17 protein-coding genes are annotated in these 18,361 nt (G+C 67.4%); 8 read left to right on the top strand and 9 right to left on the bottom strand.

Annotation, left to right across the window (positions count from 1 at the left end; all coding sequences use genetic code 11):
* Nucleotides 1–16 precede the first annotated feature (16 nt).
* Nucleotides 17–649 (bottom strand): MBL fold metallo-hydrolase, encoded by a 633-nt coding sequence (locus QE394_RS12195; protein WP_349034631.1) that lies wholly within the window; start codon nucleotides 647–649, stop codon nucleotides 17–19.
* 112 nt (nucleotides 650–761) lie between these two features.
* Nucleotides 762–1,598, bottom strand: coding sequence for a helix-turn-helix transcriptional regulator (locus QE394_RS12190; RefSeq protein ID WP_268155830.1), 837 nt, complete (start codon nucleotides 1,596–1,598; stop codon nucleotides 762–764).
* An 86-nt stretch (nucleotides 1,599–1,684) separates the two neighbouring features.
* Between QE394_RS12190 and ilvD the strand changes: the two genes are divergently transcribed.
* The 4 genes from ilvD (at nucleotide 1,685) to QE394_RS12170 (ending at nucleotide 5,381) form a co-directional block, all read left to right on the top strand.
* On the top strand, nucleotides 1,685–3,544 hold the full coding sequence (gene ilvD / locus QE394_RS12185) for a dihydroxy-acid dehydratase (RefSeq protein WP_349034630.1): 1,860 nt from the start codon (nucleotides 1,685–1,687) through the stop codon (nucleotides 3,542–3,544).
* Between the two features lie 107 nt (nucleotides 3,545–3,651).
* A complete protein-coding gene (locus tag QE394_RS12180) occupies nucleotides 3,652–3,990 on the top strand; it encodes an antibiotic biosynthesis monooxygenase (protein ID WP_349034629.1) in 339 nt (112 codons plus the stop codon).
* A 4-nt stretch (nucleotides 3,991–3,994) separates the two neighbouring features.
* Nucleotides 3,995–4,684 (top strand): SDR family NAD(P)-dependent oxidoreductase, encoded by a 690-nt coding sequence (locus tag QE394_RS12175; protein WP_349034628.1) that lies wholly within the window; start codon nucleotides 3,995–3,997, stop codon nucleotides 4,682–4,684.
* 37 nt (nucleotides 4,685–4,721) lie between these two features.
* Nucleotides 4,722–5,381 (top strand): HAD family hydrolase, encoded by a 660-nt coding sequence (locus QE394_RS12170; protein WP_349034627.1) that lies wholly within the window; start codon nucleotides 4,722–4,724, stop codon nucleotides 5,379–5,381.
* A 249-nt stretch (nucleotides 5,382–5,630) separates the two neighbouring features.
* Here QE394_RS12170 and QE394_RS12165 read toward each other — a convergent pair whose 3' ends face one another.
* Nucleotides 5,631–5,813 carry a hypothetical protein gene (locus tag QE394_RS12165; RefSeq protein ID WP_349034626.1) on the bottom strand — a complete coding sequence of 61 codons (183 nt, stop codon included), beginning with the start codon at nucleotides 5,811–5,813 and terminating at the stop codon, nucleotides 5,631–5,633.
* Between the two features lie 359 nt (nucleotides 5,814–6,172).
* On the opposite strand from QE394_RS12165, the gene QE394_RS12160 reads away from it, so the two are divergent.
* Nucleotides 6,173–7,363: a GDSL-type esterase/lipase family protein gene (locus QE394_RS12160; protein ID WP_349034625.1), complete on the top strand. Its 1,191-nt coding sequence runs from the start codon at nucleotides 6,173–6,175 to the stop codon at nucleotides 7,361–7,363.
* A gap of 79 nt (nucleotides 7,364–7,442) precedes the next feature.
* Here the strand turns inward: QE394_RS12160 and QE394_RS12155 are convergent, their stop codons facing one another.
* The 4 genes from QE394_RS12155 to QE394_RS12140 form a co-directional block, all read right to left on the bottom strand.
* Nucleotides 7,443–7,880: a VOC family protein gene (locus QE394_RS12155; RefSeq protein ID WP_349034624.1), complete on the bottom strand. Its 438-nt coding sequence runs from the start codon at nucleotides 7,878–7,880 to the stop codon at nucleotides 7,443–7,445.
* 128 nt (nucleotides 7,881–8,008) lie between these two features.
* Nucleotides 8,009–8,473 (bottom strand): pyridoxamine 5'-phosphate oxidase family protein, encoded by a 465-nt coding sequence (locus tag QE394_RS12150; protein WP_056080726.1) that lies wholly within the window; start codon nucleotides 8,471–8,473, stop codon nucleotides 8,009–8,011.
* Nucleotides 8,474–8,548: 75 nt separating this feature from the next.
* The gene (locus QE394_RS12145; RefSeq protein ID WP_349034623.1) at nucleotides 8,549–9,208 is read right to left on the bottom strand and encodes a response regulator transcription factor; all 660 of its coding nucleotides are present in this window, start codon (nucleotides 9,206–9,208) and stop codon (nucleotides 8,549–8,551) included.
* Nucleotides 9,201–10,526: a sensor histidine kinase gene (locus QE394_RS12140; RefSeq protein WP_349034622.1), complete on the bottom strand. Its 1,326-nt coding sequence runs from the start codon at nucleotides 10,524–10,526 to the stop codon at nucleotides 9,201–9,203. The genes QE394_RS12145 and QE394_RS12140 overlap by 8 nt, the downstream gene beginning before the upstream one ends.
* Before the next feature lie 163 nt (nucleotides 10,527–10,689).
* On the opposite strand from QE394_RS12140, the gene QE394_RS12135 reads away from it, so the two are divergent.
* Nucleotides 10,690–11,796: an FtsX-like permease family protein gene (locus QE394_RS12135; RefSeq protein WP_349034621.1), complete on the top strand. Its 1,107-nt coding sequence runs from the start codon at nucleotides 10,690–10,692 to the stop codon at nucleotides 11,794–11,796.
* Nucleotides 11,797–11,822: 26 nt separating this feature from the next.
* Nucleotides 11,823–12,530, top strand: coding sequence for an ABC transporter ATP-binding protein (locus QE394_RS12130; protein ID WP_349034620.1), 708 nt, complete (start codon nucleotides 11,823–11,825; stop codon nucleotides 12,528–12,530).
* Between the two features lie 74 nt (nucleotides 12,531–12,604).
* Here QE394_RS12130 and QE394_RS12125 read toward each other — a convergent pair whose 3' ends face one another.
* Complete coding sequence (locus QE394_RS12125) at nucleotides 12,605–15,541, bottom strand: exo-alpha-sialidase (protein ID WP_349034619.1); 2,937 nt, start codon at nucleotides 15,539–15,541, stop codon at nucleotides 12,605–12,607.
* A gap of 177 nt (nucleotides 15,542–15,718) precedes the next feature.
* On the opposite strand from QE394_RS12125, the gene QE394_RS12120 reads away from it, so the two are divergent.
* Nucleotides 15,719–17,449 carry a sialidase family protein gene (locus tag QE394_RS12120; RefSeq protein ID WP_349034618.1) on the top strand — a complete coding sequence of 577 codons (1,731 nt, stop codon included), beginning with the start codon at nucleotides 15,719–15,721 and terminating at the stop codon, nucleotides 17,447–17,449.
* On the opposite strand, the gene QE394_RS12115 is transcribed toward QE394_RS12120, so the two are convergent.
* Entirely contained in the window at nucleotides 17,433–18,329 is an 897-nt protein-coding gene (locus QE394_RS12115; RefSeq protein WP_349034617.1) for a DUF4862 family protein, read from the bottom strand. The genes QE394_RS12120 and QE394_RS12115 overlap by 17 nt on opposite strands.
* Nucleotides 18,330–18,361 lie beyond the last annotated feature (32 nt).

Genomic DNA, 18,361 nt, shown 5'->3' with positions numbered 1-18,361 from the left:
GATGTCAGAAGTCGACTCACGCCGGTTCTGTAGATCCTGGCCTCCAGGGCGTGTGCGTGTGCGTCAGCCACACCGCGCCCGGGTTCAGCGAGCGCACCAGCAGCTGGCCCTCGGTGCTGGGGTTGTCGAGTTCTCCGAACCACACTGCCGTGTCCCCCGCGATGACCGTGGGGACTCCTCCTGGGTCGATGACCACGATCTGCGAGCCGGGGGTATGACCAGGGGCAGGGAGGAGCCGAATCCCTGGAAGCAGCTCATGCTCGCCGTCGACGGGGACGTAGGTGACCCCCGGCGGATCCACCCACTCCGGGATGGTGTAGTCCTCCTGGGTGCGGGCGTCGTCGAGTTCCCGGCGCTGCACATAGATGGGTTTCCCCGCAAAGAGATGGTTGCCGCCGCAATGGTCAAAATGCAGGTGGGTGTTGACCACCATGTCCACGCTGCCCAGGTCAAAGTCCTGGTCGGTCAGGGGATAGAGGCGGGGATCCATGTCCGCCACCGCCGGATGAAGCCGGGTCAGTCCGGTATCCACCAGTACGCGGGCTTCGGGGTGGTCGATGACGTGCACATACACCGGCATCAGCTCGCCCTCGGCCAGCAGCTCGGCAACCCGAATGGCGGTAACACTGATTGCAGCGGAAGAATTCATGCCTGGACCTCAGTTCCACGTCGTGGCGGTTGAATTGCCGGCACCAACGCCGGTGGCTGGGGCGGCGACGTTCTGGTGCTTGGTCCAGACTCGCACCTGCTCCGGCGTTCCGCTAGGTTGCCGCTGCAATAAGGGACGCCATCTGCGTGCCCGCGTCGCTCCCGGGTGCCGGGGTGTAGACCACCAGGTGCAGGTCCGGCCGGTCCGACGGGGACAGCTGGTGGTGCTCCAACTGCAGCACTCCCACGGCGGGGTGGTGGAACAGCCGCTCGCGTGATTCGAAGCCCAGGATGTCGTACCGGTCCCATCCTTCCCGGAATTCCGGGCTGGCCTCCTTGAGCCGTTCCACCAGGTTCTTGACGTCCACATCCCCCAGCCGCTGGCCCGTTTCGGCGCGGAACTCGGCCAGGAACCTCTTGCTGGTCACCTCCCAGTCGGGCAGCAGGTCCCGCACGTAGGGATCGGTGAACACCAGCCAGAGGAGGTTGCGGTCCGCAGCAGGAACCGTGGCGATGTTGGGGAAGAGTGCCGCGTAGGCGTTGTTCCAGCCGGCGACGCCCCAGTCCGGGAACAGCGCGAAGGAGGGGTTCGGGTCCAGGGCATCGAGCAGCCGCTGGAGGTGGGCTGGTGCGGTGGCGGCCGCCGTCGTGCTTGGTCCGGCGGACGCATATCCGCCGAGCGACAGGACGTAGTCCAGACCGGTGTCTGAAAGATGCAGTGCCCTGCTGACGGCTTCCAGCACCTGGCGGGACGGGCTGATGTCGCGGCCCTGCTCCAGCCACGTGTACCAGGTGACGCTCACGCCGGAAAGGAACGCCACCTCTTCACGCCGGAGGCCCCGCTCACGCTTGCGGGCTATCGGCGGGAGTCCATAGTCAACCCGGACGGCTTGGTCCCGGCGGGCCCGGAGGAAGAGGCCCAGTTCTTTGCGCCGGCCAGAATTCTGCACGAAAGAAATACTATTACTCTGGTACTTTCACTACTAGTAGCAAGGCCGTCTTCCTCTTGCGGCGGCGCCAGAGAAGGATGGTCATCATGCCTGCACTACGTTCAAAGACAGTTACCCACGGCCGCAACATGGCCGGAGCCCGCGCACTGCTGCGCGCATCCGGCGTCGCCAACTCGGATATCGGCAAGCCGATCATCGCCGTGGCCAACTCCTTCACAGAATTCGTCCCCGGCCACACCCACCTCGCACCTGTGGGCCGGATTGTCTCCGACGCGATCCTCGCCGCCGGCGCCGTGCCGCGCGAGTTCAACACCATCGCCGTGGATGACGGCATCGCCATGGGCCACTCCGGCATGCTCTACTCGCTGCCGTCCCGCGACCTGATCGCCGATTCGGTCGAATACATGGTCAACGCCCACTGCGCCGACGCCCTGGTGTGCATCTCCAACTGCGACAAGATCACCCCCGGAATGCTGATGGCCGCGCTGCGCCTGAACATCCCCGTGGTCTTCGTCTCCGGCGGACCCATGGAGGCCGGTCGCGTCACCCTGACCGACGGTTCCGTCCGCTCCCTTGACCTGGTGAACGCGATCGCCGACGCCGTGGACGAGTCCATCTCCGACGAGGACATCAACCTCATCGAAGAAAACGCCTGCCCCACCTGCGGCTCCTGCTCCGGCATGTTCACGGCCAACTCCATGAACTGCCTCGCCGAGGCCATCGGCCTGGCCCTGCCGGGCAACGGCTCCGTGCTCGCGACCCACACCGCACGCAAGGCGCTGTACGAGAAGGCCGGCGCTACCGTCGTCGAACTCGTGAAGCGCTACTACGACGGCGACGACGAGTCGGTCCTGCCCCGCAACATCGCCACCGCGGAAGCCTTTGACAACGCCATGGCGCTGGACATCTCCATGGGCGGCTCCACCAACACCATCCTGCACCTGCTGGCTGCAGCCCAGGAAGCCGGCGTGGAGTACGGCCTGGCCGAGATGGATGCCAAATCCCGCCAGGTGCCCTGCCTGGCCAAGGTTGCCCCGAACGTTGCCGGCAACAAGACCTACTACATGGAAGATGTGCACCGCGCCGGCGGCATCCCTGCGCTGCTGGGTGAGCTGAACCGTGGCGGGCTCCTGCACAAGAACGTCCATTCCGTGCACTCCACCGACCTGGACGGCTGGCTGGATGACTGGGACATCCGCGGCGGCAAGGCCACCGAAGAGGCACAGGCCCTGTGGCACGCTGCTCCCGGCGGCGTCCGCTCCTCAACCGCGTTCTCACAGTCGAACGAGTGGACGTCCCTGGACACCGACGCGGAGGGTGGCTGCATCCGCTCGGTGGAGCACGCCTTCTCCAAGGACGGCGGCCTGGCCGTGCTGCGCGGCAATGTGGCAGAGGACGGCGCCGTGGTGAAGACCGCCGGCGTGGACGAATCCATCTGGACCTTCCAGGGCCCGGCCGTGGTGTGCGAGTCCCAGGACGAGGCCGTGGAGAAGATCCTGAACAAGGGTATTAAAGAAGGCGACGTGGTGGTCATCCGCTACGAAGGCCCCCGTGGCGGCCCGGGCATGCAGGAAATGCTCTACCCGACGTCGTTCCTCAAGGGCCGCGGCCTGGGCAAGAAGTGCGCACTCATCACGGACGGCCGCTTCTCCGGCGGCACGTCCGGCCTGTCCATCGGGCACATTTCGCCTGAGGCTGCCTCCGGCGGAACCATCGCCCTGGTGGAGGATGGCGACATCATCAGCATCAACATCAGCCAGCGCTCCCTGCAGCTGGAGGTCTCGGACGAGATCCTTGCCGAACGCCGCGAGAAGCTGCTGGTCAACGGCGGCTACAAGCCGAAGGACCGGGACCGCCACGTGTCCGCAGCTTTGCGTGCCTACGCCGCCATGGCCACCTCCGCGGACAAGGGAGCCGTCCGCGACGTGTCCCTCCTGGAGCACTAGGCTTTAGCGATCAGATGACCCCCGCCCGGATGCTTTTCGGGACGGGGGTCATCTGCGTTACAGCAGGTCAGGACGGGAACGGCCCGGAAACCTGCCAGAATGGCCGGATGATTACCGAGCACGCACTGCTGCCCGTCGTTCCCGGCCAGGAAGAGGAGTTCGAAGCCGCCTTCGGCCAGGCCCGGCACATCATTGCGGCCATGCCGGGCTTCCTTTCGCTCTCGCTTTCGCGCTCGCTTGAGTCCCCCAGCACCTACCTGCTGCTGGTGGAATGGGAAACCCTCGAGGACCACACCCAAGGCTTCCGCGGCTCCCCCGAATACCAGCAGTGGCGGGCTTTGCTGCACCGGTTCTACGAGCCGTTCCCCGTGGTGGAGCACTATAACCAGGTGATGTCGGCAGGGCCTGCCGATGTGGGGGCCGCCGACGTGAAAGATCCGGCCTGATCTGGTGGGCAGGCTCGCAGTGGTCACTGGGGCCAACCGCGGACTGGGATTCGCCATCGTCCGCGAGCTCTCGGAGAACGGGTGGGACGTCCTCGCCCTGACCCGTACCTCCGCCGAACCTGCGGGGGGATCCTGGCCGGCCGGCGTCGTACCCGTCCTGCACGACGTCCGGTCCGAACCGTCGCACGCGCTCACGGCGGCAGTGGGCCAGAGGCCCGTTGACCTGCTGGTCAATAACGCGGCGCAGGGTGCCCCGCACGCCAGGCTGGGAGCCATTGAGCCGGCCGGCCTCATGAACGCTGTGGATGCGAATGTGGCCGGTCCGCTGCGGCTGACGCAGTTCCTGCTGCCGAACCTCCTGGCCGCGCCCGACCCCGTCATCGTCAACGTGGCGTCCCGGCTGGGTTCCGTGGCGGCGCAGGCGAAGGGCGATTTCGCGGATCTTTCCACCAGCTATGCGTACAAGGTGTCCAAGGCTGCCCAAAACATGCTCACCGTTTCGCTTGCCCAGGAACTCCAGGGCCAGGTGCGCTGCTGGGCGGTGCACCCCGGCAAGCTTGCCACGGCCATGGGCCAGTCCGATGCTTCCAAGAGTCCCGCCACCGCCGCGCGGCAGCTCCGGGAACTCGTCGACTCGGGCTCCCGCACGTCTCCCCGGTTCTGCTCCCTAGGCGAGGAAGACCTGGCCTGGTAGGTCCGGGACCGCGGCCCGGCGCCATTAGCCTTGAACCGTGAGCATCAAGGCTGTCCTCTTCGACCTGGACGACACACTCTTCGACCATCTGGCATCGGCAAAGGCAGGGCTTCAAGCCTTCACGCGGCATCTCGGGCTTGCACCCTCCAATGACCTGGCCGGGGACTGGTTCACCATCGAGCGAGCCAACTACGACCGCTTCCTCGCCAAGGAGTTAACGTTCCAGGAGCAGCGACGGGAACGGCTGCGGCAATTCCTCCCGCTGGCTGGCTACGCCGCACCCGCCGGCGAGGAAGATTTGAACGAACTCTTTGCGGTCTACCTGGAGTGCTACGAGCGGTCCTGGCAGGCATTCCCTGACGCGGGACCCTGCCTGCAGGCGCTTCGCGATGGCGGCGTACTGACGGCCGTGATCTCGAACGGAAACCACGCACAACAACAGGCGAAGCTCAGGAACATCGGGCTTGAGTCGGCGCTGGATGCAATCTTCACTTCGGAGTCCATCGGCCATCCCAAACCCATGCCGGAGGCCTTCCTGAAACCGTGCGAGGCCCTGACTGTGCTTCCGGTGCATGCACTGTACGTGGGAGACAACTTCCGGGTTGATATCGAAGGTGCCCGCAACGCCGGGCTCCAAGCTGTTCATCTCCAGCGGGGAGGCACCCCAGAACGCGGGACCCTTCAGAACCTAAAGTGAGCTCACTTTACTGATGTCCGCTACTGCGGTGCCAAGAGCGTAACTCCTCACCTGGCAGGCCCGCGGAATGAGGAAAGGCCCCCACGCGAGTCGAAGCTCGAGCGCGGGGGCCTCCTTGTTGCCTCCGCATTGGGGGAATTGGAAGCAACTAGAAATCTACCCGCTGGTAACCTCCGGAAATGCCGATTTTGGCGGCCGGCGGGGAATCTTGACTCAAATTTGAGCCCGGGCACGGGCTGACGCTGCGGTTCAGTCTGTTTCCGTGCCCTTGGCCGCGTCCGGGTCCTCTTCGGGCTCGAAGGTGTTGGCTTCGGCGTCTGCGCCGATTCCGACGCCGTCGCTGCCGCCGGGCACATCGCCGCCGCCCTTTGCCTTGTCTTCCGTCTCCCGGGCTTCGCCGTCAGGCAGTGAGTCGGGTGAGTTGGTGGTCATCGTTGCTCCTCCATTGGCCGGGCCTCCACGCTAACAGCCCCGGCCGCGAAAGGCTCCGGCCCGGGGCAAACTTTTTGACGTACGACGGCGGGCGGCAGCCTGGGCGCCGAGGCTACGGGCCCATGGGGTCGTCACCGGGCCGCCTCTCAGCGCGGGCCCCGCACCGCAACATGAAACACCAAAACATCACAGAAAACGATCAGAATCTCTTGACTGTGAAAGTTGAACGCTGTTACAACTGTTGTAACAGCGGCTCCAGGCTTCTACTTCCATCCCCATTCTCCGAATGACCGCCCGCTCCATTTTGAATCGATACAACATGGCCGTGTGCCGACCACCCGTTATCAAAGGAGATCAACGTGACCGAAACCCGCCCTGCCCGCAGCGCCCGCAGCAGGAACTACCAAAAGCCCCTGGCCTGGTGTCTTGCCGCCACTGCGTTGGCCAGTGGAGCCGGACTGGCGTTTTCCGCCCCGGCTGCCCGGGCCGAGCCCAGCAACTACAGGTTCGACTTCGGCAGCGGCCCGGTTGAAAAGGGATACACAGGAGTCAGCGCCTCGGACGCCTACACACCGGAGCGCCGGTACGGCTTCAACACCCCGGAACACATGGCCAATGTCGCGGCCAAAGGAACCGGGGCGGGAAGCGACGCCGTCCGGTTCCTGGAGTTCGGCACCAAGAGCAACAACACGTTCAACGTGGACCTCAAAGAAGGCCTGTACAGGGTGACCGTCACCCTCGGCGACACGTCACGGGCAAGCGTTGCCGCGGAAGGCGTCTTCCAGGAGATGAACCTGACCGGAAACGGCGCCACAGTGTCCTTCGAGGTCCCGGTAACCGACGGCCAGCTCAATCTCCTGGTCACGGAAGGCAAGGTGGGCACGGCCTTCACACTCAGCGCCCTGGACATCGAAAAGGTGTCGCGCCACCCGGATATGGACCCCACCATCTGGGTGGGCGGCGATTCCACGGTGGCCAGCTACTACCCGCTGGATTCCAGCGTCCAGGGCGGCTGGGGCCAGCTGCTGCCCCAGTTCGTCAGCCCGGAAAAGTACAACGTCCGCAACATGGCCACCGGCGGTCAGATTGCGCGGGGATTCCGCAACGACGGCCAACTGGAGGCCATCCTGCAGTACATCAAGCCGGGCGACCTGTTCCTGCTGGAGATGGGCATCAATGACACTGCCGCCAAGAACGCCACCACCGAGGCGGAGTTCAAGGAAATCATGCGGGACATGGTCCGCCAGGTGGCGGCCACCGGTGCCACCCCGGTCCTGGTGACCCCGCAGGGCCGCGCCACCGATTTCGTGGACGGTGTGCACTCCTCTGTGGACCGCTGGTACCGGCACTCCACCGTGGCCCTGGCCCAGGAGGAAGGCGTCCCGCTGGTTGACCTGAATGTCCTCTCGTCCGCTTACTTCACGCAGATCGGCCCGGAGGCAACGCTGGCCCTGTTCATGAACGGCGACACCCTGCACCCCAACCGGGCCGGCGCCACTGAACTCGCCCGGATCGTCACCGCGGACCTGGCGCGGCAGGGCCTCCAGTAGGCCTACACCTTCCGAAACAGTCGGACGACGGCGGCGCGCGGCACCGGGAGCTGGTTCCGGAAGCCGCAACCCGCCGTCGTCAGTCCTTCTTCAGCTCTTCGGCGAGCATGACGATGATGCCGCTGGGCCCGCGCACATAGGAGAGCTTGTAGATGTCCTGGTAGGTGGCCACACCGCGCAGCGGGTGGCAGCCGTGTTTCGCGGCGATCTCCAGGGCTTCGTCGATGTTGTCCACTGAGAAGGCGACTCGGTGCATGCCGATTTCGTTGGGCAGCGTGGGGCCCGTCTCGATCGCGTCGGGGTGGATGTACTCGAAGAGTTCCAGCTGGCCGTGGCCGTCCGGTGTCTGAAGCATCGCAATCTTGGCGTGGTTGCCGTCAAGCCCGACGGCGGTGTCGGTCCATTCGCCGCTGACGGTATCCCGGCCCACCACCGTGAGGCCGAGATCGGTGAAGAAAGCGATGGTTTCTTCGAGGTCCCGGACGGCGATGCCCACATTTTCCAGCTTGATGGTCATGGGTGCACGCTATCGAGGCGGACAGACGAGGTCCAGTGCCACACCGAACGCGTTGGCTGGTGTGGTCAGCTGCTACATTCGCCTGGCTTGTCGGTTTAGGGACTCGCAGGCCGCAGAATCAGGGTGTTTCAGGTCCAGTCGGACGAGAAATCGAGGGGCGGCCACCAGCGGGTCCGTGAATGCACGGGGAACCTGCGGCCGGTGACTTCGGTGGGAGTAATGCGGATCAGGTGGTCCTTGGGTCCCGGCAGCCACGGTTCACGGTCCGGGTCGGCCAGCTCAACAGGTGCTTCGCCCTCCGGCACTTGGCCCGGGATGCCCTTGACCACCACGCTCCACACTTCCGTGCTGTAGGTGCCCAGCCCGTCCGTCTCAAAGGCAACGGGCGTGCTGCTGAGCAGGGCATTGAGCTTGGCGCCGGGGGCCGTGCGGAACAGGATGGTGCGGTCCACAGGCACGAAGTTGACCGGGAAGATCTCCGGAACTGCCCGGTTGATCACCGCCAGCCTGCCGATGTACGCGGATTCCAGGTATCGCCAGCACTCGTCTTCTGTGAGGGTCTCGGCTTGCGGCTGCTGCTGTGGGGTGGCCATGGCCGTGATTCTAGGCCGGGGAGCCGCGGCGCAACAGGGCCGTGTTGCCCCAAACGCCAGCGGACCAGAAACCGATCAGCCGTTGCCACCCGGCGGCCGGATGATCCGCCGCTGGGTGGCCGCGGCGATTGCCGCGGTCCGGTTGTCCACCCCCAGCTTGCCGTAAATATGGACCAGGTGCGTCTTCACGGTCGCCTCGGAAATGAAGACCTGCTTGGCGATGGCACGGTTGGAGAGGCCGGTGGCCAGCAGTTCCAGCAGCTGCACCTCCCGCGGGGTCAGCGAGGTGCCGGGGTTGCTGATCCGGTCCATCAGCAGGGCAGCTGCCCTTGGTGCCAGGGCCGTGCCGCCCGCCGCAGCCTGCAGGACGGCCTGACGCAGCTGTTCTGGCGGGGCATCCTTCAGCATGTAGCCGCTCGCCCCTGCCTCCACGGCAGCGAGGATGTCAGCGTCGGTGTCGTAGGTGGTCAGGATCAGAACCGGCGGCGGGGCAGCCAGCTTCCGGATCTCGGCGGTGGCGGTGACCCCGTCCATCCCCTGCCCCATCTGCAGGTCCATGAGGACAACGTCCGGCGGCTCCCCCAGCGCGGACAGCCGGTCCAGTTCCTTCAGCGCAGCCCGCCCGTCGGACGCCTCGGCGGCGATGGCGATCCCCTCGAACCCCGCCAGCATGGCCCGCAGCCCGGCCCGGACCACGGGATGGTCGTCCACCAGGAGCACACGGACTTCACTCACGGAATTCACCAGCCAGCGGCAGCCGGATGGCCACCACGGTGCCCTCGCCGGGAGCGGATTCCAGCTCCAGCGAGCCGTTCAGGGCATCCACGCGTTCCCGCAGCGAGCGCAAACCGAACCCGCCGCCGTCGCCACCGCCGGCGTGCGCGGCGGCCGCCGCAGCATCCGGATCAAAGCCCGCGCCGTCGTCGTAAATGTCCATGGTCACCTCCGTGCCGAGGAAAGCCAGGGTCACGACGGCGGTGAGCGCCCCGGCATGTTCGCGGACGTTGGCGAGGCTCGCCTGGGCCGCGCGCAGCAGGGTGACGCGAACCGGCTGGGGCAGGTCCAGGGGATCGCCGTCCACCTCCACGCGGCAGCGCAGCGGCAACCCGGCGGCGGCGGCGCCCGCCTCGGTGGCGGCGCACAACCTGCGAAGTGCGTCCACCAGCGTGCTCCCCTCCAACTGCGGTGAGGACAGTCCACGGACAAAGCTGCGGGCCTCGGCCAGGTTCTCCGCCGCAGTCCGCTGCACCAGCACCAGCTGCGAGGCAGCCGCAATGGAATCGCCGCCGGCCAGGGACTGTTCGGCGGCCCGTCCCAGCAGCACGATGCTGGACAGGCCTTGGGCCAGGGTGTCGTGGATTTCGCGGGCCAGCCGCTCCCGCTCCGCCAGCACACCGGCCTCATGCTGGGTCCGGGCGAGCGCCTCGCGCGTCCGGCGCAGCTCCTCGGCCGCGCGCCGCTGGTTCAGCGCCTCGCGGTACAGGGCGGCGTAGGCCAGGCCCGTGATGACGGCGAAAATGGCACCGAGCGCGGGGCCGACGACGGCGGCCGCGTGTGGAACCGGGGCACCGCTGGCTGCCCACTGGGAGGCGATCACCGCTACCGTCATCAGCGCAATGGTCAGCAGCGCCGCGCGCCGGGGCAGCAGGTGCAAGTGCAGGAAGAAGATGGGGAACGCCAGCCAGGCAAAGTCGGCGCTGCCAGCCAGCAGGAAAGCCCACAGCCCCGTCACCAGCACCAGCCACAGAAGGGCGAAGCGGCGCGGATCCATGCTGGCCCGGCCCTCGGCATGGCGCTTCTCGAGGACCGTTCCGGCCAGGTACACCCCGGCGAGAACCACCGCCACCCCGGCCCAGAGCCAGCGCAGCGGACCGCCGGCCATCAGGATCCGGACCAGGGCCACGCCCAGCAGCACGGCGAACCCGGTGTGCAGGGTGACCCGGAGAACTTTCAGGATCGCTGCGGACGTCGCATTCTCCACGGCATCCAGCGGTCCCCCCGACAGGCTTCCGCCGGTTCTGTCCGGGGATGTCTGTAAGGGCGCGGCGGGCATTCCCCCAGCTTATGCCGGGGCTGCCGGCGGCGGATCAATCAAATGGTTGACTCCGGGATCCACCCCACGGCGGCCGGGGATCAACCATCCCCGCGATGCCCCGGCCGGTGCCCGGCGGGAGAGTGGAATTACCCAATTCCACTCCTGCTGAGAGAAGAACAACGTGTTCCTGGCAATCCGCGATATCCGTTTCGCCAAAGGCCGGTTCGCCATGATGGGCGGCGTCGTAGCCCTGATCACCCTGCTGCTGGTGATGCTGACCGGCCTCACGGCCGGCCTGGCCGAGCAGTCCACCTCCGCCATCGGCAAGCTCGGCGGAGCTGCCGGGTCCAGGCCCGTCGACGCCGTCGCGTTCGGCGCGCCGGGTACTGGCACCCCCAAGGCTTCGTACACGGAGAGCTCGGTGACCGCCGGGCAGGTGGACCGCTGGAAGGACCAGCCGGGGGTGGCCGCCGCCGAGCCGCTGGGCATCACCCAAACCCGGCTGCAAACCGCTGATGGTTCCGGGACGGCAAACGTCGCCGTCTTCGGGGTCCCGGCCGGCAGCCCGCTGGCGCCTGAGTCCGTGGCACCGGGGACGGCGGTGCTCGGCGCCTCGGTGGCGGACGCGCTGTCCGTGGAGAAGGGCGACACGGTAGGCGTCGGCGGCGTGGAACTTGCCGTCGCAGCCGTGGTCCCGGACCAGTGGTATTCGCACACCAGCGTGGTGTGGACGGACCTTCCCCAGTGGGCCAGGGTGGCGCACGTGTCCGACGGCGGGCAGCTGGCCACGGTGGTTGCCGTCACCTTTGCGGACGGTGCCGACGTGGACGAGGCTGCGGCCAATGCCGCGGCGGGGACTGTGAGCGAATCCCGCACCGGGTCCTTCCAGGCTTTGGGATCGTACAAGAGCGAGAACGGGTCGCTGACCCTCATGCAGGCGTTCCTCTACGGCATCGCTGCGCTGGTGATCGTGGCGTTCCTGACCGTCTGGACCATCCAGCGGACCCGGGACATCGCCGTACTCAAGGCCATGGGAGCCCCCGCGTCCTACATCCTTCGCGACGCCATCGCCCAGGCCGCCATCGTCCTGGTGGCTGGTGCCGCCGCCGGCGGGGCCGTGGGTGTTGCTGCGGGGTCCCTGGCCGCACAGGCCGCCCCCTTCATGCTGAACGCCGGCACCACGCTGCTTCCCGTCGTCGGGATCATCGCTTTGGGTCTTGCCGGGGCAGCCCTGGCCGTCCGGCGAGCCACCCGCGTGGATCCGCTCCTGGCTCTCGGCGGCAACTAAAACACCACTTCCCGAAAGGAAACCCCATGCCTGCATCCCCCACCCCCGCTCCCCTTGATCTCATCGACGTGACCCTCGAATACCCCGACGGCACCGGAACCACCACCGCCCTGGACCGGGTCAGCCTCACCGCGAATGCCGGTCAGCTGGTGTCCCTCGTGGGTCCCTCGGGCTCAGGGAAATCCAGCCTCCTGGCCACCGCGGCCACCCTGGTCCGGCCCACCGCCGGGCAGGTCTTCATCGACGGCACGGACACCACCGGGCTCAGGGACAAGGAGCTGACAGAACTGCGGCGCAGCAAGATCGGCATCATCTTCCAGCAGCCCAACCTGCTCCCCTCCCTGACGGCGGCCGAGCAGCTCATCATCACCGACCACCTGCGCGGCAAGCCTGCCCGGGCGGCCCGGGACAGGGCGGCCGGGCTGCTGGACGTCGTCGGGCTCTCTGCGAGCGCCCGGAAGCTGCCGCACCAGCTCTCCGGCGGGCAGCGCCAGCGCGTCAACATTGCCCGCGCGCTGATGGGCAGCCCCAAGGTGCTGCTGGTGGATGAGCCGACGGCGGCGCTGGACCATGAGCGCAGCGAGGCGATTGTCCGGCTGCTGCGCCGGGTCACCACGGAATTCTCGGTGGCCACGGTGATGGTCACGCACGATACCGAGTTCCTGCCGCTGACCGACGCGGTCGCCACCATGCGGGACGGACGGCTGGCGGCACCGGTCCTGGCCAGCGCCTGAGCGGGGGCAGCAACGCAAACAGCCCCGGAAGGGTCTCCCGCCGGGGCTGTTTGCGTCCGTGACGCGGCTGATGGCTAACCCTTCGGGGTCACCTGCAGGCGGTCGAAGGAGACCTGTTTGCCGTCCTTGTCCAGGACCACCACATCATCGCGGCCGTTCTGGACCCCCGCCGGGAGGATGAACTCCACGGTGTTGGCGGTAGTGGGGAAGAGCCAGCCGATCCGCTGGCTGCGCTTGTTGAGGTAGACGTAGTACCACTGCCCGTAGTCGAGCCCCTCGAGGACCACCTTCTGGCCGTTCCGGTACTTGTCCTGCGTCTTCAGGTCGAACGGCGGCGCCTGGCCGTCGAAGTCCTGGACCGTCAGGGCGGGTTGGGACTCCGGCTGGGCGGGCTGGAGCTCAAGCTGGATTCCGCCGCCGCTGACGGAAACGGTGGCACGCTTGGTTCCGTTGTCCCCGGTGGCGCTGAAACGTACTGCGTCCAGCTTCCCGGCGGCGATGTCAGCTGCGGTGAGCACGTAGTCCCTGGTGGCCGTCACAGTGCTGCCGGCTGCGAGGGACGGTTCGCTGATGCCTGCGTCCGGGGCAGCCACCCCGGTCAGCGGGACGTTGCCCGCGTTGCCCAGGGTGTAGGAATACGTCACAACGTCGCCTGCGGAGGCGTACCGGTCGCCGTCCTTGTCGGTCCAAACAGCTGCGACGGTGCCGTCCAGGCTGGCATCTCGCACCTTCAGGTCCACCTCGCCGCCGTTGACGGCGAAGGTCCGGGTGCCCTGGCCTGCGGCGCTGACGTCCCAGTTGGTTTGCGGGATGAAGAAGCCCTGGGCTGCTTCCTCTGCGGTGACGGTGTGCCGCGGCGTGGCGCAGGTGTAGCCCTGGCCCGCGGGCAGGACGCTGTACCGGCAGTTCCCGGGACCGTCAGGCACGAGGGGGCTGAAGTTGCCCGCCGTGGGCACCACCTTTTCCACCAGGGGGCTGGTGTTGGCGACGTCGAACTTGTAGGGGAAGGCCTCCCCTGCCGTGTACGGCTGCGCGGCCAGGTCCCGGCCGGCGTCATTCCGGCTGCCGGTGATCGCGGCGGAAACCAGGCCGTCGCGCAGGGCCACGGCCGCTCCGGTGAACGCCACCGTTTTAGTGAGCGACGGCGTCGCGCTGGCCGTAATGCTGAAGGTGGCCTGCGGCACGAAGTAGCCGCGGGCAATATCCTCGGCCGTCACCGTGTGCCTGGCCGTGGTGCAGGTGTAGCCGGCACCGGCGGCCAGGTTGTTATACCGGCAGTTAGGGCTGCTGGGTGCCCCGGGGGCGGGTGGCAGGAAGCCGGCGTCGAACGGCCCGGAAACGGGTACGGCGTTCGCGGTGACGTTGGCTGTGCTCTTCACAGTGAACGTGTAGCTGACAACGTCACCGGTCTTGTACGGGCTGGCCGCCACGTCGCGGTCCGGGGCGGAGCCGGTAATGGTCATGCCCACCTGCGGTGCAACCGGCACCGTGGCCGTGAAGGTGGCCTGCGAAACCCGGCCGTCCGCCGTCGTGAACGCCGCAGTAAGTATCTGCGGGCCGCTGGCGTTCGCCGGCGCGGTAAGGTCCACGTTCACGGTAGCGGAGGCACCGGGCGCGACGTCGGGCACGGGCACCGTGGTGGCAGACCAGCCGCTGGGAGTGTAGACGGTGGCGGTGGCGCCGGAGAGCGTGGATGCCTCCTGGTTGGTGACCGTCACGGCCACCTGCTTGGTGGCACCGGGTGCGGTGGTGACCGCGGGGACGGACAGTGGCGCGCAAGCGTAGTTCAGCCAGGCATCGTCGAAGGCGGCGAACGGCATGTTGTCCGTGTAGTTGCCCTCGTACAGGACGCCGAAGCGGCCCTCGTCCAGCCGGGTCACGGTGGAATAGGCCGAGAATCCGGCGCGGATGGTGCGGACGCCGGGCCAGGTGGCGCCGTCGTCGCAGGACACCCGGGCCGAGACGTTCTCGCGCCCGGTCTTGGAATTGGCGTTGGTGAAGATCAGCTTCTTCGCGTCGGCCGATCCTTGGGCGGCGTTGGGGAACATGCGCGCGATGGCGCCGTTGTTGGCGGGGTCCGGAAGCTCGGTGTCCTGCGTGACCGGGCCGTAGGTGGCGCCGCCGTCGGTGGAGACCGCAACTTTGCGGTATCCCTGGTTGGCGTTGTCACGGGAGTTGAGCAGCACGCGCCCGTCGGAGAGTTCCACCGTCTTGTTTTCGTCCATCCGGTCGCCCACGTTGGCGCCCTTGTGCCACGTGGCGCCGTGGTCGTCGGAGTAGACGCTGTAGGCCTGGATCCTGTTGCTGCCGTCCGCCTGGCGGATATCCCCGGCGTACTGCTGGATCAGGCGGCCCTTGTACGGGCCGTATTTGAGCTGGATGCCCTCACCGGAGGAAGCGAAGTTCGAGCGGACATCGCCGGCGGCCGGGCTGGCCTTGCTGGTGCCCGGCTTGGTGACGTCAGTGATGAGGTGCGGCTGGCTCCACGAGAGGCCGCCATCGGAGGACTCGATGACCGCGGAGGAGATGACGGACCGGTCCGCGTCGTCGTTGCCGAACTGGCTGCCGCCGAACCCCTGGTCCTTGGAATACACGAAGAATGCGAAGATCTTTCCGGCCTCGGCGTCCACAACGTAGGACGGATCGCTGTAGCCGTACTTTGCAGCGGCGGCGTCGCCCACATGCCCGGCGGCGATCACCTGCACCGGCCCCCAGGTCCGGCCGCCGTCGGTGCTGCGGCGCTGGACGATGGAGTTGGGGTTGGGGGCATCGGCGGAGCTGCCGGGCCTGCCGTCCCATGCCGCGAGGACCACGCCGTTGCCCAGGTAGGACAGTGCGGGGATGCGGTAAAAGAAGTTGTTGGCGGTCCTGTCCGCGGCCAGGTTGGTTTCCTGGAAAGCGCCGGGAGGAGCCGTGGGGCTGTTGGACGGGGTGGGTGCCGCCTGGGCGGGCAACCCGGTTCCGGCAAGCAGGGCTAAGGCGAGGGCGCCTGTGCCCGCAGCATGCCCCATCGATCTTTTCCTGGTTCTTTTCGTGGTAATTCGCAAACCCATGTCCTTTCTGGACGCCGCGCTGCGGCTCGAATGGAGGTGTGGAACGCCGTCGCGCTGAACCCAAAGTGTGATTCCTTCTACATACGACGTCCTACCACCTTAGGCATGGGAAGACCGGAAAGCTAGACTCAACATGTGACGTCCTATCTCCTCCGCCCAAGCGCATCCTCCGCGCCCGCCGCTTTACCCGCCGCCGTCCCCTCAGCCGAGCACGTCCTCGCCGTCCGGGGTCGCGGGGGCTACCGCCAGTACCGGATCCCGGCGCTCGCCGTCACCGCACGGGGCACAGTCCTGGCCGCCTACGACGGCAGGCCGAACCTCGATGACCTGCCCAGCCCCATCGATCTCCTGGTCCGGCGCAGCACAGACAACGGGCAGACCTGGAGCGGCCAGGAAGTGGTCCGAAGCGGCACTGGCTTGGAGGGCTTCGGTGATCCGAGCCTGCTGGTGGACGCCGAAACCGGACGCATCTTCCTCTTCCACGCGGCCGGAACGCGCGCGGGCTTCTTCGAGTCAGCCACCGGGACGTCGCCGGACGACCCCACCATCCAGCACACCGACCTCAGCTGGTCCGACGACGACGGCGCCACCTGGCAGCACCGCCGCCTCACCGCGGAGCTGAAGGGCAGCTCCCCCGCCGGCCGGGATGTCACCGGCATCTTTGCCGCCGCCGGACAGGGTATCCAGATCCACGCCGGGCCCTTCACCGGCCGGTTGGTGCAGCAGTTCGTCCTCCTGTGCGGAGGCGAGATCATGGCCGCCTCCGCCTACTCTGACGACCACGGCGAGCGCTGGATGCTTGGGGAATTCATCAGCGCCGGAACCCATGGCGCGGCGCCCAACGAGAACAAAGTGGCGGCCCTGGATGACGGACGGCTGCTGCTGCACAGCCGGGCAACGCCCCGGCGCCTGGCCGCCACCTCCACGGACGGCGGCCACAGCTGGAGCCAGCTGGCGCCTGTCGAGGACCTTCCGGATCCCAGCGACAACGGCTCACTGTCCCGCTTCGACGGACTGCCGTCCGTCACGGGTTGCGCCGGCACGGCGACGGACCGGTGGCTGCTGGCCACCAACAACCGGGACACCTCGCTGCGCCGCAACACCGTCCTGAGCCTCTCACCGGACAACGGCAGCACCTGGCCTGCCGGGCTGGTGCTCTGCCCGGGAAGCTCGGCGTACTCCACGGCCACACGGCTGCCGGACGGCAACATCGGCGTCCTGTACGAACGCCAGGGCTACCGCGAAATCGTCTTCGCCTCCATTCCCTCGCGTCAGCTGACGGACCAGCTGGCAACGCCGCCGCACCCGCAGCCGTCCACCCCTGAACCGGCCGCCGGACTCACCTTCCACATGGAACTCCGTTCCATCACGCCGGGCCTTCCGGAGGAGTGGCGTAACGCCGGCGAGTTCCACGTCATGGCGGACGACGGCGGCGACTGGGGTGCGGCGTCCAAGGAGATCGGCCAGGGCTACTCCGCCGGGCAGGCCCAGGTGCTGGGTACCCGCGCGGCGCAGGACCTCAACTACGGCCCCATCATCCCCGGCTACAAGACAGGCGACATCCTCGCGTTCACAGGCAGGGCACGGAACGACGGCGGCGATACAGTCACAGGGGTCAGGCTCACTGGGCCGGGGGCCGCGGCTTTCCCGGCCCGGGACCTCCTGCCGGGGGATGCGGCACTGTACTTCACGCCGTCGTACACCCTGACGGCGGGGGACGTGGAGCAGGAAGCCGTGACCATCACCTTCACCGTTAAAGGAACCAGCCGGGACACGGCATGGCAGCTGTCCAGGACCTTCCGGTTCAACATGGCCACCGGGGATGTCAGCGTAGAAGACGCGCCACCGGTCAGCTCCCCTCGATAAGGGCGCACATCTGCCGCAGGCGGTCAACACGGCCCTGCACCGTCAAGCCCTCGCGAGGCAGCCCAACCTTGAAGCCGATGAATGGCCCCGTGCCGGCAGCCGCGAGGCACCGTTGGATTTCGGCGCGGTTGAGCAGGGAGCCCGGCGGCGACCCTTCCACCTCGACGGCCGGAAGGTGCGCGTCGATCCACGGGTAACCGAACTCCGTGGCGTCCGGTGAGCAACCGGAAAACATGACGCCCGCCAGGACGCCCGCCTCCCGGGCCTGCGCAATATGTTCGGCGGCAGTGTCCGGGTTGCGGGTTTCGATGACGGACCGGGCCCAGTTGATCACGAGGCCCACCCGGCCGTCAGCCTGTTCGCGGAGTGAGCGGACCACCTCCACCTCGTCGGCAAACGGCAGGAAGCCTTTCTCCGGCCTGCTGCCGGGCCGGGGCGCGTCGCAGTGTTCCACCAGCACCCGGGTGGTTCCCCAGTCCCAGTCGAGGATTTCGCTCAGCGATGCCCTGAACATGGCCGCATCGGCGCCGGGATACGGCGCTGAATGCAGTTCGACGGCTTCCACCTGCCGCCCCTCGCCCTTAAGGCTGAGGACGAAGGCATGGAGGCCTGCCACGAATTCAAGGGCTTCCCGCCTGCCGCCGGCGTCCCTGGAGGCCAGTCCGAAAGCAGCCGATGCGTTCAGCCGCTGCATGGTGCCCGGTATTGAGGTCACGACGGCGGACCATCCCGCGGGTGCCCCGGCGGGCCAGGGGTTGCCGCCGTGCGGTCCGTACGGAAGTTCCAGTCCCCGTACAGCCTGGACGGATGCGAGCTCACGGTAGAACTCCTGCTGCGAGCCGGCAGGCTGGGCCGGATAAGCGCCGACGATGAGGGACATTTCAAACTCCGTTGCGTGGAAGGCGGTGTGTC

It is taken from the genome of Pseudarthrobacter sp. SORGH_AS 212, from assembly GCF_030818145.1.
Classification (GTDB): Bacteria; Actinomycetota; Actinomycetes; order Actinomycetales; family Micrococcaceae; genus Arthrobacter.
Note: the sequence above shows the minus strand (reverse complement) of the source record. Positions and strands in the feature narration are given on the sequence as shown.